Origin of the sequence: Pseudomonas antarctica (assembly GCF_001647715.1) — a bacterium.
Taxonomy (GTDB): Bacteria; Pseudomonadota; Gammaproteobacteria; order Pseudomonadales; family Pseudomonadaceae; genus Aquipseudomonas; species Aquipseudomonas antarctica_A.
The window spans coordinates 5,493,700-5,515,873 of sequence record NZ_CP015600.1; the positions used below are offsets into that span (position 1 = coordinate 5,493,700).

At 57.0% G+C, this 22,174-nt stretch carries 19 protein-coding genes and 2 tRNA genes; 1 reads left to right on the top strand and 20 read right to left on the bottom strand.

Annotated features, from left to right (window positions below; translation table 11 throughout):
* Positions 1-93 precede the first annotated feature (93 nt).
* From A7J50_RS24950 to rlmE, 16 genes are all read right to left on the bottom strand, one after another.
* Positions 94-693: a BON domain-containing protein gene (locus tag A7J50_RS24950; protein ID WP_064454172.1), complete on the bottom strand. Its 600-nt coding sequence runs from the start codon at positions 691-693 to the stop codon at positions 94-96.
* A 294-nt stretch (positions 694-987) separates the two neighbouring features.
* Positions 988-3,093 (bottom strand): polyribonucleotide nucleotidyltransferase, encoded by a 2,106-nt coding sequence (gene pnp, locus A7J50_RS24955; RefSeq protein WP_053258071.1) that lies wholly within the window; start codon positions 3,091-3,093, stop codon positions 988-990.
* A gap of 194 nt (positions 3,094-3,287) precedes the next feature.
* Positions 3,288-3,557 carry a 30S ribosomal protein S15 gene (rpsO, locus tag A7J50_RS24960; RefSeq protein WP_003176135.1) on the bottom strand — a complete coding sequence of 90 codons (270 nt, stop codon included), beginning with the start codon at positions 3,555-3,557 and terminating at the stop codon, positions 3,288-3,290.
* Between the two features lie 115 nt (positions 3,558-3,672).
* Positions 3,673-4,590, bottom strand: coding sequence for a tRNA pseudouridine(55) synthase TruB (truB, locus tag A7J50_RS24965; RefSeq protein ID WP_025857114.1), 918 nt, complete (start codon positions 4,588-4,590; stop codon positions 3,673-3,675).
* 3 nt (positions 4,591-4,593) lie between these two features.
* Entirely contained in the window at positions 4,594-4,989 is a 396-nt protein-coding gene (gene rbfA, locus A7J50_RS24970; RefSeq protein ID WP_016973761.1) for a 30S ribosome-binding factor RbfA, read from the bottom strand.
* A 159-nt stretch (positions 4,990-5,148) separates the two neighbouring features.
* A complete protein-coding gene (infB, locus tag A7J50_RS24975) occupies positions 5,149-7,674 on the bottom strand; it encodes a translation initiation factor IF-2 (protein WP_064454173.1) in 2,526 nt (841 codons plus the stop codon).
* Positions 7,675-7,701: 27 nt separating this feature from the next.
* On the bottom strand, positions 7,702-9,183 hold the full coding sequence (nusA, locus tag A7J50_RS24980; RefSeq protein ID WP_003212187.1) for a transcription termination factor NusA: 1,482 nt from the start codon (positions 9,181-9,183) through the stop codon (positions 7,702-7,704).
* A 47-nt stretch (positions 9,184-9,230) separates the two neighbouring features.
* Positions 9,231-9,689 (bottom strand): ribosome maturation factor RimP, encoded by a 459-nt coding sequence (gene rimP, locus A7J50_RS24985; RefSeq protein ID WP_034117933.1) that lies wholly within the window; start codon positions 9,687-9,689, stop codon positions 9,231-9,233.
* 140 nt (positions 9,690-9,829) lie between these two features.
* Positions 9,830-9,906 (bottom strand) — tRNA-Met (locus tag A7J50_RS24990).
* A 96-nt stretch (positions 9,907-10,002) separates the two neighbouring features.
* Positions 10,003-10,088, bottom strand: a tRNA-Leu gene (locus tag A7J50_RS24995).
* Between the two features lie 22 nt (positions 10,089-10,110).
* Complete coding sequence (gene secG / locus A7J50_RS31015) at positions 10,111-10,494, bottom strand: preprotein translocase subunit SecG (protein WP_010206600.1); 384 nt, start codon at positions 10,492-10,494, stop codon at positions 10,111-10,113.
* A 4-nt stretch (positions 10,495-10,498) separates the two neighbouring features.
* Complete coding sequence (gene tpiA, locus A7J50_RS25000) at positions 10,499-11,254, bottom strand: triose-phosphate isomerase (RefSeq protein WP_064454174.1); 756 nt, start codon at positions 11,252-11,254, stop codon at positions 10,499-10,501.
* A 66-nt stretch (positions 11,255-11,320) separates the two neighbouring features.
* Positions 11,321-12,658: a phosphoglucosamine mutase gene (gene glmM / locus A7J50_RS25005; RefSeq protein WP_064454175.1), complete on the bottom strand. Its 1,338-nt coding sequence runs from the start codon at positions 12,656-12,658 to the stop codon at positions 11,321-11,323.
* A 16-nt stretch (positions 12,659-12,674) separates the two neighbouring features.
* On the bottom strand, positions 12,675-13,526 hold the full coding sequence (gene folP / locus A7J50_RS25010) for a dihydropteroate synthase (RefSeq protein ID WP_064454176.1): 852 nt from the start codon (positions 13,524-13,526) through the stop codon (positions 12,675-12,677).
* Between the two features lie 8 nt (positions 13,527-13,534).
* Positions 13,535-15,445, bottom strand: a complete 1,911-nt coding sequence (gene ftsH / locus A7J50_RS25015) for an ATP-dependent zinc metalloprotease FtsH (RefSeq protein ID WP_017478564.1) — start codon at positions 15,443-15,445, stop codon at positions 13,535-13,537.
* 200 nt (positions 15,446-15,645) lie between these two features.
* Positions 15,646-16,296: a 23S rRNA (uridine(2552)-2'-O)-methyltransferase RlmE gene (rlmE, locus tag A7J50_RS25020; RefSeq protein WP_015885924.1), complete on the bottom strand. Its 651-nt coding sequence runs from the start codon at positions 16,294-16,296 to the stop codon at positions 15,646-15,648.
* Between the two features lie 105 nt (positions 16,297-16,401).
* Between rlmE and A7J50_RS25025 the strand changes: the two genes are divergently transcribed.
* Entirely contained in the window at positions 16,402-16,710 is a 309-nt protein-coding gene (locus A7J50_RS25025; protein WP_017139256.1) for a YhbY family RNA-binding protein, read from the top strand.
* A gap of 20 nt (positions 16,711-16,730) precedes the next feature.
* Here the strand turns inward: A7J50_RS25025 and A7J50_RS25030 are convergent, their stop codons facing one another.
* The 4 genes from A7J50_RS25030 to carA form a co-directional block, all read right to left on the bottom strand.
* A complete protein-coding gene (locus A7J50_RS25030; protein WP_064454177.1) occupies positions 16,731-17,135 on the bottom strand; it encodes a hypothetical protein in 405 nt (134 codons plus the stop codon).
* 28 nt (positions 17,136-17,163) lie between these two features.
* Complete coding sequence (gene greA / locus A7J50_RS25035) at positions 17,164-17,640, bottom strand: transcription elongation factor GreA (protein WP_064454178.1); 477 nt, start codon at positions 17,638-17,640, stop codon at positions 17,164-17,166.
* Positions 17,637-20,858, bottom strand: coding sequence for a carbamoyl-phosphate synthase large subunit (gene carB, locus A7J50_RS25040; protein ID WP_064454179.1), 3,222 nt, complete (start codon positions 20,856-20,858; stop codon positions 17,637-17,639). The genes greA and carB overlap by 4 nt, the downstream gene beginning before the upstream one ends.
* A 105-nt stretch (positions 20,859-20,963) precedes the next feature.
* On the bottom strand, positions 20,964-22,100 hold the full coding sequence (carA, locus tag A7J50_RS25045) for a glutamine-hydrolyzing carbamoyl-phosphate synthase small subunit (protein ID WP_064454180.1): 1,137 nt from the start codon (positions 22,098-22,100) through the stop codon (positions 20,964-20,966).
* Positions 22,101-22,174 lie beyond the last annotated feature (74 nt).

A 22,174-nucleotide genomic window follows, 5' to 3' on the forward strand; every position in this document is an offset into this window, starting at 1 on the left:
GTGTGGTCGGTCGCATGAACTCAAGAGGTGCATCGGGTGGAAATCTAACTCACCCTAAGCCGCCGCCGTCCAGTTCAGACGAATAGTTGAGCGTTACTCTGCCTTCAGGCCATCGGCCGAAACAGCTTTAACGCCTTTGATTTTCTTGGCAATCGCAACAGCAGTGGTTTTCTGAGCTTCGGTCACTGCGACAGAAGAGGACAGGGAAACAACACCTTTATTGGTTTCAACTTTGATGTCGGTGCCAGGAATACCTTTCTCGGTAACCAGGTCAGCCTTCACTTTGGTAGTGATCCAAGTGTCCGAAGTGGCATCTTTGGATTTGTCGATGTTGTCAGCTTTCATCGCACCGCCAGCCATCAGGCCATCAGCGGATACAGCGGTAACACCTTTGATTTTCTTGGTGATCGCTACAGCAGTCGCTTTCTGCGAGTCCGAGATAGCTACAGTCGACGACAGGGAAACCACGCCTTTGTTGGTTTCAACCTTGATGTCCGAGCCAGGAATACCTTTTTCAGTCAGCAGGTCAGCTTTGACTTTGGTGGTGATCCAAGTGTCGGAAGTGGACTCTTTGGCTTTGGTCATTTCGCCAGCGGCCAGGGTCATTGGCGCTTGGGAAGTCTGAGCAAAGGCCACGTTAGCACCCATGGCCAGGGTCAAAGCGGTAGCAGTAGCGAGAGCGAACTTCTTCATACGAGTAACTCCTGTTTTATTGAAAGTCTGCAGTGTGTGAACCTTGATGCTGCAGCGTTAACAGGGTTATTGCAGGCACTGTGCCAAGTTCTGAATTCGAATATTCCCCTTATAAAACAGCAACTTACAAAAACATCCAAATCTCGGAATCGTGCAAGTTGCATGAAACTGATCGTGCCTGCGTGCAAGTTGCGGCTTTTTGAATTAACTAAGCGACTGATTTCCCGACATTTTCCTGCGCGCATAAAAAAAGGACTCCGAAGAGTCCTTTTTCAGCTTAAAGCGAAGGGGTAATTAAACGCCCGAAGCCTTGGCTGCTGCTACGTCCTTGATGGACAGCTTGATACGGCCGCGGTTATCCACGTCCAGTACCAGCACTTCCACTTCCTGGCCTTCTTTCAGAATGTCGGTCACTTTCTCAACACGAGCGTCGCTCAGCATAGAGATGTGAACCAGACCGTCTTTGCCTGGCAGGATGTTGACGAACGCGCCGAAGTCGACGATGCGCTCAACTTTACCGACGTAGATCTTGCCGATCTCGGCCTCAGCGGTGATACCCAGAACGCGCTGACGTGCAGCCTCTGCAGCTTCCTTGGTTTCGCCGAAGATCTTGATCGAGCCGTCGTCTTCGATGTCGATCGAAGCCTTGGTCTCTTCACAGATTGCACGAATGGTCGCGCCGCCTTTACCGATAACATCACGGATTTTGTCGGTGTCGATTTTCATCGCAATCATGGTCGGAGCATTTTCCGACAGTTCGGTACGGGACTGACCAATGATCTGGTTCATCTGACCGAGGATGTTCAGGCGCGCTTCCAGGGCTTGGCCCAGAGCGATTTCCATGATCTCTTCGGTGATGCCCTTGATCTTGATGTCCATCTGCAGCGCGGTAACACCTTTAGCGGTACCGGCTACTTTGAAGTCCATGTCGCCCAGGTGGTCTTCGTCGCCCAGGATGTCAGTCAGGATGGCGAACTTCTCGCCTTCTTTAACCAGGCCCATGGCGATACCGGCAACCGGTGCCTTCATCGGTACACCAGCATCCATCAGCGCCAGGGAAGCACCGCAGACCGAAGCCATGGAGCTGGAACCGTTGGACTCGGTGATTTCCGACACAACACGGATGGTGTACGGGAACACGTCAGCAGCCGGCAGCATGGCTGCAATCGAACGACGAGCCAAACGGCCGTGACCGATTTCGCGACGGCCAGCGCCACCCATGCGACCACACTCACCTACCGAGAACGGAGGGAAGTTGTAGTGCAGCATGAACGGGTCTTTTTTCTCGCCTTCCAGGGTGTCCAGCAACTGTGCGTCACGCGCAGTACCCAGGGTCGCAACTACCAGAGCCTGAGTTTCACCGCGGGTGAAGAGCGCCGAACCGTGAGTCTTCGGCAGAACACCCACTTCGATGTTCAGCGGACGTACGGTGCGAGTGTCGCGGCCGTCGATACGTGGCTTGCCGTTAACGATGTTTTCGCGAACGGTGCGGTATTCGATTTCACCGAATGCAGCTTTGACGTCGCTGGAAGAAGGCTGGCCTTCTTCACCGGACAGCTTGGCCACAACCTGATCCTTCAACTCGCCCAGGCGAGCGTAACGGTCGGCCTTGACGGTGATGGTGTAGGCATCGGAGATCGCTGCGCCGAACTCGGAGCGAATAGCGCCCAGCAGTTCAGTCGCTTCAGCTTGTGGAGCCCAGGTCCACGTTGGCTTGGCAGCTTCGGCAGCCAGTTCTTTAACAGCGTTGATCACAACCTGGAACTCGTCGTGAGCAAACAGTACCGCGCCCAGCATCTGGTCTTCGGTCAGCTCTTTGGCTTCCGATTCAACCATCAACACGGCTTCCGAAGTACCGGCAACGACCATGTCCAGGCTCGAAGCTTTCTGTTGTTCGTAAGTCGGGTTCAGCAGGTAGCCGGTGCTTTCGTGGAACGCAACACGGGCAGCGCCGATTGGACCATCGAAAGGAATACCGGAGATGGCCAGGGCAGCCGAGGTACCGATCATCGCAGCGATGTCCGGATCGGTCTTCTTGCTGGTGGAAACGACGGTGCAGACAACCTGCACTTCGTTCATGAAGCCTTCTGGGAACAGCGGACGGATCGGACGGTCGATCAGTCGGGAAGTCAGGGTTTCTTTCTCGGAAGGACGGCCTTCGCGCTTGAAGAAACCGCCAGGGATCTTACCGGCAGCGTAAGTCTTTTCCTGGTAGTGAACGGACAGAGGGAAGAAGCCCTTGCTTGGGTCTGCGTGCTTGGCGCCCACAACAGTCACCAATACGGTGACGTCGTCGTCAACGGTGACCAGCACTGCGCCGGAAGCTTGACGGGCGATACGGCCTGTCTCGAGGGTAACGGTCGACTGACCGAACTGGAATTTTTTGATAACCGGGTTCACGGTGTCCTACCTTCTTTGTGGCTCTTGGGGAACTTGTCTTCTTGCGAAATTCTTGGGCAATGTCGGGAATCGGCCCGAGCCTGGTCCAGGGTAAAACGTGTATCCAGATAAAACTTGAGGCTGGGAGCCTGCCATGGGCCAGCGGGAATCCCACTGACACACGGCAGACAACCAACCTCTAGCGCAATCGCTTATTAGCGACGCAGACCCAGGCGACCGATCAGAGCCTGATAACGACCCAGATCCTTGCCTTTCAGGTAGTCCAGCAGCTTACGGCGCTGGTTTACCATGCGGATCAGACCACGACGGGAGTGGTGATCTTTACCGTTGGCCTTGAAGTGACCTTGCAGCTTGTTGATGTTGTGGGTCAGCAGTGCAACTTGCACTTCTGGCGAACCAGTGTCACCAACAGCTTGCTGATAGTCAGCAACGATTTGTGCTTTTTCTTGAACGTCGAGAGCCATGAGGCAATCCTTTTTTCAGGAAACCACCCAAAGGGCAGTTTCAACAGGCCAGGGACAAATCCCTGTATCTAAAAATGAGTGTTGACCGTGCCTGTTAACAGCCACACTCGTCCGGTCATTCTGACCGAATCAGTCGACGCGGCGCGATGCGCCCGTCTTCGCTCACTTCACCGATACCGATAAAGCGACCGTTATGATCCTGTACCCGCACCATACCGAACTTCGGAGCATCCGGAGCGCGTACCGGCTGGCCGTTTAGCCAATAGAACGCGCTGTGCTCCGAGAAGTGCAGCAATGGCCAGTCCAGCAAACCGCTGTCCGATGGCATCAGGAAGCGATCAACTGCTTCATTGCCGCCTTCGGCATGTACTGCTTCCAACTCTTCCAGCGTGACCGTCTGGGCAAGGCTGAAAGGCCCTGCCTGCGTGCGTCGCAGCTCTGCAACGTACGCGCCGCAACCGAGCTTTTCACCAATATCTTCCACCAGGGTACGGATATAGGTGCCTTTGCTGCAGTCCACGGCCAAGCGGGCAGTGTCGCCCTCGCAGGCGAGCAATTCCAAGCGCGCAATAGTAACAGAACGCGGTTCGCGCTCCACTACTTCGCCCGCACGTGCCAGCTTGTAAAGAGGCTGCCCATCACGCTTGAGCGCCGAGTACATCGGTGGTATCTGACTGATTTCCCCGCGAAAACCGGGTAAAGCAGCTTCAATATCAGCACGACCAACGGTCACGTCGCGAACCTGCAAAACATCACCCTCGGCATCGGCCGTGGTGGTGGTCTTGCCCAGTTGCATCAGGGTTTCGTAACCCTTGTCGGAATCGAGCAGGTATTGCGAGAACTTGGTGGCCTCACCAAAGCACAACGGCAATACGCCGGTGGCCAAGGGATCGAGGCTGCCGGTATGCCCGGCCTTCTCGGCGTTCAGCAACCAGCGAACCTTCTGCAATGCGGCATTGGAGGTAAAACCAATGGGCTTGTCGAGCAGAATGATGCCGCTGACGTTGCGACGGATACGTTTGACCTGAGCCACCGCTTACTCCTTGGCGTCTTCAGGTGTGGACGGGTGCTGGCTGTCTTCCGCCACGGCGCGCTCGATCAGTGCCGACAGGTGCGCACCACGCACGACGCTTTCGTCGTAGTGGAAGTGCAACTGGGGCACGCTGCGCAGCTTCATTTCACGGGCCAACTGCATGCGCAGGAAGCCTGCGGCGGAGTTGAGCACCTTGATGCTTTGCGCGATTTCTTCGCTGCTGTCCTGGCCCATCACGGTGATGAAAATCTTGGCGTGACCTACGTCACGGCTCACTTCAACAGCGGTGATGGTGACCAGGCCAACGCGTGGGTCTTTGACTTCGCGACGGATCAGTTGGGCCAGCTCGCGCTGCATCTGATCGCCGATTCGCTGGGTACGGCTGTATTCTTTTGCCATGTCTTGTTACCTGTTACTGCCACACGGTGAAACCCGTGGGGTCTGAAAGCGGCAAACGCCCGGCCTGACAAAAGCCAGACCGGGCGTTGCGTTTAGAGTCCGGACACGGCGCGGGGCATTTGCATGCCCACACGCTGTGTGGCTCCTGAAGTGCGCGAGTTAGAGGCTGCGAGCAACCTGAACCTTCTCGTAGACTTCGATCTTGTCACCAGCTTTGACGTCGTTGTAGCTCTTGACGCCGATACCGCATTCCATGCCGGCACGTACTTCAGAAGCGTCATCCTTGAAGCGGCGCAGGGATTCCAGCTCGCCTTCGAAGATAACGATGTCTTCACGCAGTACACGGATTGGACGGTTACGGTGCACAGTGCCTTCGATAACCATACAGCCGGCAATCGCACCGAATTTCGGCGAACGGAACACGTCACGCACCTCGGCAACACCCAGGATGTTCTCCCGGACGTCACTGCCAAGCATGCCGGTAAGGGCTTTCTTGACGTCTTCGATGATGTCGTAGATGACGTTGTAGTAACGCATGTCCAGGCCTTCCTGCTCGACGATCTTGCGAGCGCCAGCATCGGCACGCACGTTGAAGCCGAACAGTACAGCGTTGGAAGCCAGTGCCAGGTTGGCGTCGGACTCGGTGATACCACCGACACCGCCACCGACAACACGCACTTGCACTTCGTCGTTACCCAGGCCGTTCAAGGCGCCGTTCAACGCTTCGAGGGAACCACGGACGTCAGATTTGAGGACGATGTTAAGCGTCTTCTTCTCTGCCTGGCCCATGTTCTCGAAGATGTTCTCCAGCTTACCGGCGTGAGCACGGGCCAGTTTGACTTCGCGGAACTTGCCTTGACGGAACAGAGCCACTTCACGGGCTTTCTTCTCGTCGGCAACTACGCTCATCTCGTCGCCAGCGTCCGGAGTACCGTCCAGGCCGAGGATCTCGACAGGGATGGAAGGACCGGCTTCTTTGATTGGCTTGCCGTTCTCGTCGAGCATGGCACGTACACGGCCATAGTTCGAACCGACCAGCACCATGTCGCCTTGGCGCAGGGTACCGTCTTGAACCAGTACGGTTGCAACCGGGCCACGACCTTTGTCGAGACGCGATTCAACCACAACACCGCGACCCGGGGCCGATGGCGTTGCTTTCAGTTCGAGTACTTCAGCTTGCAGCAGGACCGCTTCGAGCAGTTCGTCTACACCGGTACCGACTTTCGCCGAGACCGAGACGAATGGCGTATCACCGCCCCACTCTTCGGAAGTCACGCCGTGAACCGACAGTTCGCTACGGATGCGATCAAGATCGGCGCCCGGCTTGTCGATTTTGTTCACTGCAACAACCAGTGGAACACCAGCAGCCTTGGCGTGCTGGACAGCTTCAATGGTCTGCGGCATCACGCCATCGTCTGCTGCAACGACCAGGATCACGATGTCAGTTGCCTTGGCACCACGGGCACGCATTGCGGTAAACGCGGCGTGACCTGGGGTGTCGAGGAAAGTGACCATGCCGCGTTCGGTTTCAACGTGGTACGCGCCGATGTGCTGGGTGATACCGCCGGCTTCGCCAGCAGCTACCTTGGCACGACGAATGTAGTCGAGCAGCGAAGTCTTACCATGGTCAACGTGGCCCATTACGGTCACGACTGGCGCACGGGAGAACGTCTCACCTTCAAACTTCAAGGACTCGGCCAGGGAGTCTTCCAGAGCGGTATCGCTGACCAGGGTCACTTTGTGGCCCAGTTCTTCGGCTACCAGTTGAGCAGTTTCCTGATCAAGCACCTGGTTGATGGTCGCTGGGGTACCCAGTTTGAACATGAACTTGATGATTTCAGCAGCCTTGACCGACATCTGATTGGCGAGATCGCCAACAGAAATGGTCTCGCCGATCTGCACATCACGCACGACAGGGCCTGTTGGGCTCTGGAAACCGTGGGCGTTGCGTTTTTTCAGCTTGGCCTTGCCGCGACCACCGCGACGGAAGCTATCGCTTTCTTCGTCGGTAGTACGTGGGGCAACGCGTGGAGCGGGCGCTTTCTCTTTGACCGAGGCACGATGTGGAGCGTTTTTACGCTCGCCATCGCCACCACCACCGCGACGATTGTTATCGTCGGCACGTGGTTTGTCCGGACGACGAGGTTCGTCGCGCTTGCGAGCGTCTGCTGCTGGAGCAGGTGCGGCGGCAACCGGAGCGGCCTCACGCACAGCTTCAACAGGTGCGCTAGGCGCGGCGACCGCTTCAGTACCAGCAGGTTGCGCAGCAGCAGGCTGGCGACGCGCTTCTTCTTCGGCGCGACGCTTGGACTCTTCTTCAGCCTTCTGACGAGCAGCATTTTCTACTGCGCGACGTTCTTCCAGTTCGCGTTTGCGCTCGGCTTCGATTTCTTCCGGGCTGCGCTGTACGAAGACTTTCTTCTTGCGTACTTCAACGCTGATGCTCTTGCTACCAGCAACACGCAGTGTGCTGGTGGTTTTGCGCTGCAATGTAATCTTGCGCGGTTCTTCCACTTTCGCCTTGTGGCTGCTCTTCAAGTGAGTCAGCAAAGACTGCTTCTCACTGTCGCTCACACCTTCATCGGCGGCGGTGTGCGGCAGACCTGCCTCACGCATCTGCTGCAACAGGCGCTCTACCGGTGTTTTGACCTCATCGGCCAGTTGTTTCACCGTGACTTGCGTCATGCACTTCTCTCCTCAGGCCGCGCCTAGTTACTCGAACCAATGGGCTCGGGCGGCCATGATCAACTTGCCGGCACGATCATCGTCAATGCCGTCGATGTCGAGCAGATCGTCAATAGACTGCTCGGCCAGGTCTTCGCGGGTAATTACGCCGCGCACCGCCAGTTCCATCGCCAAATCCTTGTCCATACCCTCAAGCGAGAGCAGGTCTTCGGCCGGATGGGCGTCTGCCAGCTTTTCCTCAGTAGCGATGGCTTTAGTCAACAAACGATCCTTGGCCCGAGCGCGAAGCTCGTTGACGGTGTCTTCGTCAAAGCCGTCGATGTTGAGCATTTCTTCCAACGGTACGTAGGCAATCTCTTCCAGGCTGGTGAAGCCTTCATCTACCAGCACCTGTGCCAGGTCTTCGTCGACTTCCAGCTCGTCGATGAAGTTGCGCAGGATGTCGCCGGTTTCAGCTTGCTGCTTAGCCTGGATGTCCGATTCGGTCATCACGTTCAGGGTCCAACCGGTCAGTTGGCTGGCCAGACGCACGTTCTGACCACCACGACCAATGGCCTGAGCCAGATTGTCTGCGCCAACGGCGATGTCCATTGCATGGGCATCTTCGTCAACGATAATTGCCGCCACTTCAGCTGGCGACATGGCGTTGATCACAAACTGCGCCGGGTTATCGTCCCACAGCACAATATCCACACGCTCACCACCCAATTCGCCCGACACTGCCTGGACGCGTGAACCACGCATACCAATGCAAGCGCCCTGCGGGTCGATGCGTTTGTCCTTGGAACGGACCGCGATCTTGGCGCGCGAACCCGGGTCGCGGGACGCAGCCATGACTTCGATCAGGCCTTCGGCGATCTCCGGCACTTCGATACGGAACAGCTCGATCAGCATTTCCGGCGCGGTACGCGACAGGATCAACTGAGGGCCGCGGTTCTCGGTGCGGATTTCCTTGAGCAGCGCACGCAAACGCACGCCAACACGGAAGGTTTCGCGAGAGATGATGTCTTCGCGGGCCAGCAACGCTTCTGCGTTGTTGCCCAGGTCGACGATCACGTTGTCGCGGGTGACTTTTTTCACGGTGCCGGAGATGATTTCACCCAGGCGCTCGCGATAAGCGTCAACGACTTGAGCGCGCTCGGCTTCGCGAACCTTCTGCACGATGACCTGCTTGGCGGTCTGTGCAGCAATACGGCCGAATTCGATCGATTCGATCTTTTCTTCGACGACATCACCGACCTGAGCGCCAGGGTGCGTTTCGGCAACCTTGCTTGGCCAGGTTTCGATGGCCGGATCATCAAGGTCGGCTTCTTCGACGACCGTCCAGCGACGGAAAGTCTCATAGGCACCGGTGTGGCGGTTGATTTCCACACGCAGATCCACTTCGTCTTCAAAACGCTTTTTGGTAGCAGTGGCCAGGGCCAGCTCCAGCGCTTCAAAAATCACGTTTGCCGGTACGCCCTTTTCATTGGATACCGACTCAACAACCAGCAGTACTTCTTTGCTCATCGTACGCCTCGCCTTTCGCAAGCCATTGGATCCGCGGGATCCGCGTCTCAGTCAAAACTGGGAATAATGTTGGCCTTGTCGATCATATCGATCGGCAACAGGAATTCATGGTCTTCTACCTGCACCACGACATCCTGTTCTTCTACACCGCGCAGAAGGCCCTGAAAGTTGCGTCGCCCTTCGAACGGGGAGCGCAGCTTGATCTTCACTTGTTCACCGGCAAATTTTGCAAACTGATCAATAGTGAACAGTGGGCGTTCCATGCCTGGCGAGGAAACTTCGAGGGTATATTCAACGGCGATTGGATCTTCAACATCCAGGACACCGCTGATCTGACGGCTGACAATGGCACAATCGTCCACCAGCACACCGCCCTCTTTATCGATATAAACGCGCAACATTGAGTGGCGACCTTGAGCCGAAAACTCAATACCCCAGCATTCATAGCCTAGGGCCACGATCACCGGGGCCAACAAGGCCTGCAACTCTTCTAGCTTGCTCGACACCTGAACCCCCTCGTGCATGTATGTGCATGCTGTGCAAAATAAAAAAATGGGCGAAACGCCCATCCTTGAAACGCCGTCGAATAGCGGCGTTGAAAGTGTCCAGCTAACAAAAAGCCCCTTAAAAGGGGCTCCGCTAAAACTGGTTGCGGGGGCCGGATTTGAACCGACGACCTTCGGGTTATGAGCCCGACGAGCTACCAGACTGCTCCACCCCGCGACAAAGCTGGGGCGGAAGTATACGACCGATCCCTTACAGGGTCAATGTAACCTTCCACCTACAAGAAAGCCCGCAACAGCGGGCTCTCCTGATAATTGGTACCGAGAAGGGGACTCGAACCCCTACACCCTATGGGCACAACCACCTCAAGGTTGCGTGTCTACCAATTCCACCACCTCGGCAATACAGCGTTTACAACCCTTCTTACTTTTGCTCTTGAGCTGGAGGTACGTCAGTCGCTGGAGTAGCCGACTTTTGCTCTTGAAGCACCGGGACATCATCAGAAGCCGGTTTTGCTTTTGGTACTTCCAACACTGCTGGGTTTGGCAAACCTACTTGAGTCAGCACATGAGCTTTCTCTTTAGCAAAGTAACCTAACCCTAAGCTGGTTATGAAGAAACCGGCGGCAAGTATAGCAGTAAACTTACTAAGAAAGGTAGAGGAACCTTGGCTTCCGAACACAGTATTTGAAGCACCTGCACCGAAAGACGCACCAGCATCCGCACCTTTACCCTGTTGCAACAAAACCAGGGCAACTACGCCCAGGGCAGCCAACAGATGAAAAACGACTACGACTGTTTCCAGCATTTTTTCAGTTTCCCGCGGCGCGACAAATCGCACCGAACTCATCTGCATTCAGGGAAGCCCCACCAATGAGCCCCCCATCGATATCCGGCATGCCGAACAGTTCGACCGCATTGGCCGCCTTCACGCTGCCGCCGTATAGAAGCCGCACACCTTGTGCGACCTCAGAATTCTCTGCCGCCAACTGCGCGCGAATGGCTGCGTGCACATCCTGCGCCTGTTGCGGTGTAGCAGTCAGCCCGGTGCCAATGGCCCAGACCGGCTCGTAAGCAATTACTGCCTTTGCAAACGCACCAACACCCAGCTCCTCGATGATGCTGCCCAGCTGACGCGAGACAACTTCAAGAGTCTTGCCAGATTCGCGCTGCTCGAGGGTCTCCCCTATGCACAACACCGGAATCAAGCCACAAGCCTGTGCTGCTGCAAACTTGCGATTGAGTGTCCCATCACGTTCGCCCATCATCTGACGGCGCTCGGAGTGCCCGACAAGCACATAGGAACAACCCGCATCTACCAACTGACTCGGCGAAATCTCACCGGTCAAAGCACCTTGCATGGGCTCCACCGCAGAATTCTGCGCGCCGACCTGGATCGACTTACCTTTCAAGCCATCAACCACCTGGTTGATATGCAAGCAAGGCGGGAAAACCGCAATATCAACACCGCTAGGCAAGGCCAAGTGACGAAGGCCATTGATCAGCTCAGCGACACTGGCGCGGGTACCGTGCATCTTCCAGTTACCAGCTACCATAGTGCGACGCATGCTGTACCCCGTCGGTCAAAGTGGGCGCAGATGTTACCCAACCACATCATCACTGGCAAGCCGAATTCAGGCGCAAATTTCAGTTACCAGTTTTGCCAGGTCTTCGGCATGACCGCGAACCTGTGTTTCGTCCTCACCTTCGACCATGACGCGCACCAGAGGCTCCGTGCCGGACTTGCGCAGCAACACCCGCCCACGCCCCGCCATTGCCAGGGTCACGCGCTCGCAGGCGTCTTTGACCGCAGGGTGTTCGATCGGGTTTTCGCCACCGGCGAAACGCACATTGAGCAAAACCTGCGGGCACTTACGCAGAGCCTGTCGCGCCTGAGCGAGGCTCTCCTCACGACGACGCAAGGACAGCAACACCTGCAACGCGGCAATAATTGCATCGCCAGTCGTCGTGTGCTGGAAGCAAACCACATGCCCCGAGTTCTCACCGCCCACCTGCCAGTTACGCTCCAGCAGCTCGGCGATTACATAGCGGTCACCGACATTGGCGCGAACGAAGGGAATTCCAAGATCTGCCAAGGCCAGTTCCAGGCCCAGGTTACTCATCAGAGTGCCAACGACGCCGCCCTGCAACTTGTCACGCTCATGCAGGTCGCGAGCAATGATGAACAACAAATCATCACCATCCACGACAGCCCCAGTGTGATCCACCATCAGGACACGATCACCATCCCCGTCAAAAGCAATACCGAGATCAGCATGCTCAGCCAGGACGGCCGCCTGCAGTTGCTCCATATGGGTGGAGCCGCAGTTTTCGTTGATGTTCAAACCATTCGGCTGAGCCGACAGCACGGTCACATCGGCGCCCAGCTCCTTGAATACACTCGGAGCCACTTTGTAGGTCGCACCATGAGCGCAATCGACAACAATCTTCAGCCCGGCAAAATTGGTACTGGTCGGCACGCTGCTCTTGCAGAATTCGATGTAGCGGCCAGACGCGTCATTGATGCGCGAGACCTTGCCCAGCTTGCTGGACTCGACCACCGTCATCGGTGCATCCAGCAGCTCTTCGATCATCAGCTCAATCGCATCCGGCAGCTTGGTGCCCTGCCCCGAGAAAAACTTGATGCCATTGTCATCATGAGGGTTGTGCGAGGCACTGATCACGATACCGGCTTCAGCGTGGAAGGTACGCGTCAGGTAAGCGATCGCCGGCGTCGGCATTGGCCCCAGCAGCATTACGTCGGCACCGGCGGCGGACAAGCCAGCCTCCAGCGCGGACTCAAACATGTAACCGGAAATACGGGTGTCCTTGCCCACCAGAATGCGGCAAGCGCCCATGCTGCGGAACGCCATACCTGCCGCCCAACCCAGCTTGAGCATGAAATCAGGCGTAATCGGAAATTCGCCGACCCGACCACGGATACCGTCGGTGCCAAAATATTTTTTAGTCATAAGTGCTCCATCGTTCTTATTCGGCTGATTCTACGGCGGCAAGCATACGCACCACATCGACCGTCTCGGCGACGTCATGCACACGCAAGATACGCGCGCCCTTGGTAACCGCGAGCGCTGCCAGAGCAAGGCCACCGTACAACCGCTCACCCACCGGTCGACTCAATGCGAGCCCTATCATGCTCTTGCGCGAAACACCGACCAACAGGGGCCGACCAAGCGCATGCAAGGCCTGCATATGTTTGAACAGACTTAAATTGTGCTGAAGGGTTTTGGCAAAGCCAAACCCAGGATCAAGGATGATTTTTTCGGCAGCAATTCCAACCTTGGCGCACTGAGCGATCCTTTCAGCAAGAAACCCACTCACTTCACCAACGAGATCGTCGTAGTGTGGACTGTCTTGCATATTGCCGGGCTCTCCCAGCATATGCATCAGGCATACAGGCAGACCGGTTGCCGCTGCCGCATCCAGGGCACCGTCTCGCTGGAGGGAGCGCACATCGTTGATGAGCCCCGCACCCAGGCGCGCCGTCTCGCGCATCACGGCCGGAGTCGATGTATCCACCGAGATGATCACGTCCAACTCACGAGCAATGCGCTCGACGATAGGCGCCACTCGCTCCAACTCCTCGAGAGGAGAAACAACGCGAGCACCAGGGCGAGTCGACTCACCACCGACATCAATCAAGGTCGCGCCCGCTGCCACCATCGCCTCGGCATGACGCAATGCCGCATCGAGTTGACTGAAGCGGCCGCCGTCGGAAAAGGAATCGGGGGTTACATTAAGAATGCCCATGACATGTGTATGGGCCAAATCAAGAACCCGGTTGCCGCAAGGCAACCGGGTTGAGGACAACGCAGAAGTCATTTCAAACCTTAGTGGTCAGCTGCCGGACCGCCGATCGGGGCTTCAGGGCGCTCGTTCTGAACTACTGGCGGAGTGCCAGAAGTGCCCGAACCACCTTCCCAATCGCGAGGCTCACGAGGCGTGCGACCCGCCATGATGTCGTCGATCTGGTCGGCATCAATGGTCTCGTACTTCATCAACGCATCAGCCATTGCATCCAGTTTGTCGCGATTGTCGGTCAGGATCTGTTTGGCCGTGCCGTAGCACTGGTCAATGATGCTGCGCACTTCGGAGTCGATCAGCTTGGCCGTTTCACCCGAGAAGCTGGCAGCTTGACCGCCACCGCCACGACCCAGGAACACTTCGCCTTCTTCTTCGGCATACATCAAAGGCCCGAGTTTTTCAGACAAGCCCCACTTGGTCACCATGTTCCGTGCAATCTGGCTGGCACGCATGATGTCGTTGGAGGCACCGGTGGTTACGCCATCGAAGCCAAGGGTCATCTCTTCAGCAATTCGGCCACCATACAGTGAGCAGATCTGACTGATCAGCGCACGCTTGGAGAGGCTGTAACGATCCTCTTCAGGCAGGAACATGGTGACACCCAACGCCCGACCACGAGGAATGATCGACACCTTGTAAACCGGGTCATGCTCAGGCACGACACGACCAACAATGGCGTGACCGGCTTCGTGATAAGCGGTGTTCTGCTTCTCTTTCTCGGACATGACCATGGATTTGCGCTCAGCGCCCATCATGATCTTGTCTTTTGCCAGTTCGAACTCTTTCATTTCAACGATGCGCTTGCCGGTACGGGCAGCGAACAGCGAAGCCTCGTTCACCAGGTTGGCCAAGTCAGCACCGGAGAAGCCTGGAGTACCACGGGCAATGACGGCCGGAGCCACGTCGTCGCCCATCGGCACTTTGCGCATGTGCACTTTCAAAATCTGTTCGCGACCACGGATGTCCGGCAGACCCACTACCACCTGGCGGTCGAAACGGCCTGGACGCAGCAGCGCAGGGTCCAGTACGTCCGGACGGTTGGTTGCGGCGATGACGATAATGCCGTCATTCATTTCAAAGCCGTCCATCTCCACCAGCAACTGGTTGAGAGTCTGCTCACGCTCATCGTGACCACCGCCCATGCCCGCACCACGATGGCGACCAACAGCGTCGATTTCGTCGATGAAAATGATGCATGGGGCGTGTTTCTTGGCCTGTTCGAACATATCGCGAACACGGCTGGCACCGACACCGACAAACATCTCGACGAAGTCAGAACCCGAAATAGTGAAGAACGGCACCTTGGCTTCGCCGGCAATCGCCTTGGCCAGCAAGGTTTTACCGGTACCCGGAGGACCCACCATCAGCACGCCGCGAGGAATGCGGCCGCCCAGACGCTGGAACTTGCCCGGGTCACGCAGGAACTCGACCAGCTCGCCAACTTCTTCCTTCGCTTCATCACAACCCGCGACATCCGCGAGGGTGGTCTTCACCTGATCCTCGGAGAGCAGGCGTGCCTTGCTCTTGCCGAAGCTCATCGGCCCGCCCTTGCCTCCCGCACCACCCTGCATCTGGCGCATGAAGAACATGAACACGGCGATAATCACCAGGATCGGGAAGCTGGCCACCAGGAGCTGGGTCCAGATGCTCTGCTGCTCAGGCTGCTTGCCTTCAACGACTACATGGTTATCCACCAGGTCGCCGATCAGACCGTTGTCCTGAATTGCCGGACGAATGGTCTTGAAGCTGTCGCCATCGTTGCGTTTGCCGGTAATCACGTAGCCATCAACCGCTACGCGCTCGACCTTGCCATCCTTAACTTGCTGGATGAAGTCGGAATAGTTGAGGGTCTGCGGCTCGTTAGGGCTGGAGAAGTTGTTCATCACCGTCACCAGGACAGCCGCGATGATCAACCACAGGATCAGATTCTTTGCCATATCGTTCAATTAACTACCCTCTGAAGCAAGCTCCGCTACTGGCGCGCGCTTCGCATGATATTCACCGGCCTAACTTACTACATTACCTACAACTCTGGCAGGCGCCGTCTGTAACCCTTTGTGAAACTTTGACTACACAATATTCGTAAAGCTTCATGACGAAAGCGATATAAAAAAACCTATCGCCTTCCTCGAATTCCTCAAAAACGCTCTTCACTCGCCGCACCTTCAACACCGCGGAAGCCGCGGCACAGCAGGTATTGCTCACGAGACCTGTCCCGGGAAGAGTCAGGCTTGCGCGTTTGCACCTTGTCGAACAACTTGCGGATGTTCTTGTGGTACTCGTCAAAACCTTCGCCCTGGAAGACCTTCACCAGAAAATCACCACCAGGACGCAAAACCCGACCTGCCAAATCCAGCGCCAGCTCACAAAGGAACATCGCGCGCGGCATATCAACAGCCGGTAATCCACTCATATTGGGGGCCATGTCGGAAATCACAAGGTCTACCTGCGAATTTCCCACAGCTTCAAGGATCTGTGCGAGCACCGTGTCCTGGGTGAAATCACCATGAACAAAGGTCACATCCGGGATGCTGTCCATTTCCAGGATATCGGAAGCGATCAAGCGGCCTTGCCCACCAATCAGACGACTGGTCACCTGGGACCAGCCACCAGGGGCTGCGCCAAGATCGATAACGCTCATGCCTGGACGAATCAATTTGTCCTTGTCCTGGATCTCCAGCAGCTTGTAGCTGGCCCGGGAACGGTAGCCGTCCTTTTGCGCCTTTTTGACGTAAGGGTCGTTGAAATGCTCTTGCAGCCACTTAAGACTAGTTTTGGAACGGGCCACGGGCCACCTCGAAAATAAAACGGGTCGTGATTAACTGGGCGGTCCCGGACTCGCTCGGGTAAACTGGCCGCCGCTTTTTACAAGATCAGACGCAGGGGTCAGATTATGCCGCTCACTCAAGAGCAGAAGAAACAGTACAAATCCATTGGCCACCATCTGAAACCAGTTCTGATTGTGGCAGACAACGGTTTGACTGAAGGTGTGTTAGCCGAACTTGAACGCGCATTGGGCGATCACGAACTGATCAAGATCAAGGTCAACATCCTTGACCGCGAAGCGCGTTTGGCCGCCATTGCAGAACTGTGCAAGGTCGGCAAAGCGGATCTGGTTCAGGTCATCGGCAAGATGGCGCTGCTGTATCGCAAGAACTTCAGCGTCAACAAGCAACTGTCAAACGTACACCGCTTCAAATAGCTTTCAAATGACAACAAGGGTCACGGGCGTGCTTCGCGCGCCCTGCCACTCCATCCCGGCGCAGGCTGTATAACCAGCACCAGGCCGGAGAACCCTAGCACAAGATAGCTGAATAGCTGCCAGCGCAACGCTTCCGGCAGCCACACATGCACCACGCAAAACATTGCACATGCATACAGCGCCATCAACAGCAGTTGGCCGCGAATATCCCGCCACAAACTCCCCAAGCCTTCGGCCTTGATCAGCACCAGCACCTGGAGCGTCACGCACGCCGCTGCAAAACCCACCAGCAACGCACTGAGCAATCCATCGAGCTCATCGATCAGCAACGGCGCCAGGCCAATCAGGCCCAACACCGGCAGTACACCAATGTGCAATAGCCACAGGCCACCCACCCAAAGCATCTGGGCGAGCTGCCAAAGCATGGCGCCCGCACGAAGCGGGCGCCGCTTTTCAGACGTGACGAACTTCGACAATCTCGTACTCGATCACGCCACCAGGCGTCTTGACGGACACCACGTCACCCTCTTCCTTGGCAATCAAGGCACGAGCGAGTGGTGACCCCACGGAAATCTTGCCGAGTTTAAAGTCAGCCTCGTCCTCACCCACGATGTGGTAAACGACGCGCTCATCCGTCTCGACGTTGGCGATTTCGACGGTGGTGCCGAAAATCACTTTGCCGGTGTGCGGGATGGTCGTGACGTCGATGATCACCGCATTCTGCATACGGCCTTCGATGTCACGGATCCGCGCCTCGACCATACCTTGCTGCTCACGAGCAGCATGGTATTCAGCGTTTTCCTTCAAGTCGCCCAGCTCGCGGGCCGTACCGATGTCCTGGCTCAGCTTTGGACGTACGACCTTGGTCAGGTGGGCGTGTTCCTCTTCCAGGGCCTTGGCGCCCTGGACGGTCATAGGGTATTTGATCATGCCTTCAATCCTGCGTGTAGATCCTGCAAGCGACGCACGGTCTTTTCCGGACCGAACTTGAGCGCTTCGCAGATAGCTTCGCCTGCAGCAATGGTGGTGGTGCAGTAGATCTTGTGCTGCAAGGCATTACGACGAATGGAGTAGGAATCCGCGATCGACTGGCGACCTTCGGTGGTGTTGATGATCAGGGTGACTTCGTCATTCTTGATCATGTCGACCACATGCGGACGGCCTTCCGTCACCTTGTTCACGCGACGCACTTTCAGGCCGGCAGCTTCGATCAGCTTGGCGGTCCCGGCGGTGGCCACGACTTCAAAGCCCAAGTTGATCAGATCACGGGCCACGCCTGCAACCAGCGGCTTGTCGTCGTCACGCACACTGATGAATGCAGTACCACCGGTCGGCAGCACTTCACTGGCACCCATCTGGGCCTTGGCGAATGCTTCACCGAAAGTGTCACCCACACCCATCACTTCACCGGTGGACTTCATCTCTGGGCCCAGGATCGGGTCCACACCAGGGAATTTGGCGAATGGGAACACCGCCTCTTTCACGCTGTAGAAGTTAGGAATGATTTCCTTGGTGAAGCCGATTTCCTTCAGGGTCTTACCCGCCATCACGCGGGCAGCGATCATGGCGAGGGACACACCGATGCACTTGGATACAAATGGCACGGTACGCGAAGCACGCGGGTTGACTTCGATGACGTAGATGTCTTCGCCTTGCAGCGCCAACTGAACGTTCATCAGGCCGACAACGCCCAGTTCCAGGGCCATTTTCTTGACCTGTTCACGCATCTCGTCCTGGATGTGCGCCGGCAGCGAGTACGGCGGCAGCGAGCATGCGGAGTCACCGGAGTGAACGCCCGCCTGTTCGATGTGCTGCATGATCGCGCCGATCACTACGTCGGTGCCATCGCAAACCGCATCCACGTCCATTTCGATGGCGCAGTTGAGGAAGTGGTCCAGCAGCACCGGGCTGTCGTTGGACACTTTCACCGCATCACGCAGGTAACGCTTGAGTTCTTCTTCTTCGTAAACGATTTCCATCGCACGGCCGCCCAATACGTAGGACGGACGCACCACCAGCGGGTAACCGATCTTGCTGGCTGCACGGATGGCTTCGTCTTCGCTGCGCACGGTAGCGTTAGGCGGCTGACGCAGGTTCAGGCGCTCAACCATTTGCTGGAAGCGCTCACGGTCTTCGGCACGGTCGATGGCGTCAGGGCTGGTGCCGATGATCGGCACGCCGGCAGCTTCCAGGGCGCGAGCCAGTTTCAGCGGAGTTTGGCCGCCGTACTGAACGATCACACCTTTTGGCTTCTCGACGCGGCAGATTTCCAGCACGTCTTCCAGCGTTACCGGCTCAAAGTACAGACGGTCGGAGGTGTCGTAGTCAGTGGAAACAGTTTCCGGATTGCAGTTGACCATGATGGTCTCGTACCCGTCTTCGCGCAGGGCGAGGGCGGCGTGTACGCAGCAATAGTCGAACTCGATGCCCTGGCCGATACGGTTTGGACCGCCACCCAGGATAATGATCTTGTCACGCCCCGACGGCGCAGCCTCGCACTCTTCCTCATAGGTGGAGTACAGGTAGGCGGTGTCGGTTGCGAACTCGGCCGCGCAGGTGTCAACGCGCTTGTAGACCGGGAAGATGTCCAGCTTGTGGCGATGCGTGCGCAGGTTCTTCTCGGTCACACCCAGCAGCTTGGCCAAACGCTGGTCGGAGAAACCTTTGCGCTTGAGGCGGAACATCAGGTCGCGGTCGATAGAGGACAGACCGAGGGTCTTGACCTTCTCTTCTTCCTTGATCAGATCTTCGATCTGTACCAGGAACCACGGGTCGATCATGTTCATGCCGAAGATATCTTCGACGGTCATGCCGGCACGGAATGCGTCAGCGACGTACCAGATGCGCTCAGCGCCAGGTACGGTCAGCTCGCGCTTGAGCACGCTCATGCTTTCAGGATTGCTCAGGTCGAGCTTCTCGTCCAGGCCGCAAACGCCTACTTCCAGGCCACGCAGGGCTTTCTGCAGGGATTCCTGGAAGGTCCGGCCGATGGCCATGACTTCACCAACCGACTTCATCTGAGTGGTCAGCCGTGCGTCGGCTTTCGGGAATTTCTCGAATGCAAAGCGCGGCAGCTTGGTCACAACGTAGTCGATGGACGGCTCAAAGGACGCCGGTGTAGCGCCGCCAGTGATTTCGTTTTGCAGCTCGTCCAAGGTGTAACCGATCGCCAATTTGGCAGCGATACGCGCAATCGGGAAGCCGGTAGCTTTCGATGCCAGCGCCGACGAACGCGATACACGCGGGTTCATCTCGATCACAACCATACGACCGGTGTCCGGGCAGATACCGAACTGAACGTTGGAACCGCCGGTTTCAACACCGATTTCACGCAATACCGCCAACGAGGCGTTACGCATGATCTGGTATTCCTTGTCCGTCAGGGTCTGTGCTGGAGCAACGGTGATCGAGTCACCCGTGTGCACGCCCATCGGGTCGAAGTTTTCGATGGAGCAGACGATGATGCAGTTGTCCTTCTTATCGCGGACAACCTCCATTTCGTACTCTTTCCAGCCGATCAGGGATTCGTCGATCAGCAGCTCTTTAGTCGGCGACAGGTCCAGACCACGCGCGCAGATTTCTTCGAACTCTTCACGGTTGTAAGCAATACCGCCACCGGTGCCACCCATGGTGAAGGATGGACGAATGATGCACGGGAAGCCCAGCTTTTCGAGTACCGCGTTGGCCTCTTCCATGCTGTGGGCGATACCGGAACGCGGGCAGTCAAGGCCGATGGACTTCATGGCCTTGTCGAAACGCGAGCGGTCTTCAGCCTTGTCGATGGTGTCGGCATTCGCGCCGATCATCTCTACGCCGAACTTTTCCAGGACGCCTTCGCGCTCCAGGTCCAGGGCGCAGTTCAGTGCAGTCTGGCCGCCCATGGTTGGCAGCAGTGCATCTGGACGCTCTTTTTCGATGATCTTGGCAACGGTCTGCCACTTGATCGGCTCGATGTAGGTGGCGTCGGCCATGTCCGGGTCGGTCATGATGGTGGCCGGGTTGGAGTTCACTAGGATGACGCGGTAGCCCTCTTCGCGCAGGGCTTTACAGGCCTGGGCACCGGAGTAGTCGAATTCACAGGCCTGGCCGATCACGATCGGGCCAGCGCCGAGAATCAGGATGCTTTTTATGTCTGTACGTTTTGGCATGGGTTTGTCACTCAAATCCGCAGGTCAGTCGGCAAGCCGTCTTGAACACTCTTTGAAGAGCCTGCGGGGGCCACCGAGGTTCGGGGCCGCCCGCAAGCCAGTCCGTCAGCGTCGTTTGGCCATTTCATTGATGAAACGGTCGAACAGCGGCGCTACGTCGTTCGGGCCCGGGCTTGCTTCAGGGTGGCCCTGGAAGCTGAACGCGCTCTTGTCGGTGCGCTCGATGCCTTGGAGGGAGCCGTCGAACAGCGACTTGTGAATCGCACGGACATTGCCCGGCAAGGTCGCTTCATCCACCGCAAAGCCGTGGTTCTGGCTGGTGATCATTACAACGCCAGTGTCCAGGTCTTGCACAGGGTGGTTGGCACCGTGGTGGCCGTGACCCATTTTGAGGGTCTTGGCGCCGGAGGCCAGGGCCAGCAGTTGGTGACCGAGGCAGATACCGAACACCGGAATCTCGGTTTCCAGCACTTCCTTGATCGCCTTGATGGCGTAGTCGCAAGGCTCAGGGTCACCCGGGCCGTTGGACAGAAACACACCGTCCGGCTGCAGGGCCAGCACGTCGCTGGCCGGGGTTTGCGCCGGCACCACGGTTACGCGGCAACCGCGCTCGACCAGCATGCGCAGGATGTTGTACTTGATGCCGTAGTCGTAGGCGACTACGTGGTATTGCAGGTCAGCAGCAGCGATGGTCTCGTGGCTGTCGGTCTTCAAGTCCCAGACAGTGGAGCGCCACTCATACTGTTTTTTGGTGCTGACTTCTTTCGCCAGGTCCATGCCTTTCAGGCCAGGGAAGCCTTGCGCTGCAGCGATCGCCGCCGCTTCGGAAATATTGTCACCCGCCATGATGCAGCCGTTCTGCGAGCCTTTTTCACGCAAGATGCGTGTCAGGCGGCGCGTATCGATACCGGCGATCGCCACAACGTTATTGGCTTTCAGGTAATCGGACAGCGACATCGTGTTACGCCAGTTGCTCGCAACCAGTGGCAGGTCACGAATCACCAGACCGGCCGACCAGACACGATCAGACTCGACGTCTTCCGGTGTAGTACCGGTGTTGCCGATGTGCGGATAGGTCAGGGTAACGATCTGTTGGGCGTAGGAAGGATCGGTAAGGATTTCCTGATAGCCGGTCATGGCAGTGTTAAACACCACCTCTCCAACGGTTTGACCGTCGGCTCCAATGGCTTCGCCGCGAAAAATGCTGCCATCAGCAAGGGCGAGTATGGCTGGCTTAGTCAAGAAGACCTCCCGTAAATAAAGCCTGAAAGGGCGATCGCAGATTGTAAAAAAGCGGAGTGACGTATGGACACGTC

Bases quoted from the DNA above. Each gene is read 5' to 3' on its own strand.
- A7J50_RS24950 (WP_064454172.1), bottom strand. From the start codon at position 693: ATGAAGAAGTTCGCTCTCGCTACTGCTACCGCTTTGACCCTGGCCATG.
- rpsO (WP_003176135.1), bottom strand. From the start codon at position 3,557: ATGGCTCTCGACGTTCAAGAAAAAGCACAAATCGTTGCTGACTATCAG.
- rbfA (WP_016973761.1), bottom strand. From the start codon at position 4,989: ATGGCAAAAGAATACAGCCGTACCCAGCGAATCGGCGATCAGATGCAG.
- infB (WP_064454173.1), bottom strand. From the start codon at position 7,674: ATGACGCAAGTCACGGTGAAACAACTGGCCGATGAGGTCAAAACACCG.
- nusA (WP_003212187.1), bottom strand. From the start codon at position 9,183: ATGAGCAAAGAAGTACTGCTGGTTGTTGAGTCGGTATCCAATGAAAAG.
- secG (WP_010206600.1), bottom strand. From the start codon at position 10,494: ATGCTGGAAACAGTCGTAGTCGTTTTTCATCTGTTGGCTGCCCTGGGC.
- tpiA (WP_064454174.1), bottom strand. From the start codon at position 11,254: ATGCGTCGCACTATGGTAGCTGGTAACTGGAAGATGCACGGTACCCGC.
- glmM (WP_064454175.1), bottom strand. From the start codon at position 12,658: ATGACTAAAAAATATTTTGGCACCGACGGTATCCGTGGTCGGGTCGGC.
- folP (WP_064454176.1), bottom strand. From the start codon at position 13,526: ATGACTTCTGCGTTGTCCTCAACCCGGTTGCCTTGCGGCAACCGGGTT.
- ftsH (WP_017478564.1), bottom strand. From the start codon at position 15,445: ATGGCAAAGAATCTGATCCTGTGGTTGATCATCGCGGCTGTCCTGGTG.
- A7J50_RS25025 (WP_017139256.1), top strand. From the start codon at position 16,402: ATGCCGCTCACTCAAGAGCAGAAGAAACAGTACAAATCCATTGGCCAC.
- A7J50_RS25030 (WP_064454177.1), bottom strand. From the start codon at position 17,135: ATGCTTTGGCAGCTCGCCCAGATGCTTTGGGTGGGTGGCCTGTGGCTA.
- greA (WP_064454178.1), bottom strand. From the start codon at position 17,640: ATGATCAAATACCCTATGACCGTCCAGGGCGCCAAGGCCCTGGAAGAG.
- carB (WP_064454179.1), bottom strand. From the start codon at position 20,858: ATGCCAAAACGTACAGACATAAAAAGCATCCTGATTCTCGGCGCTGGC.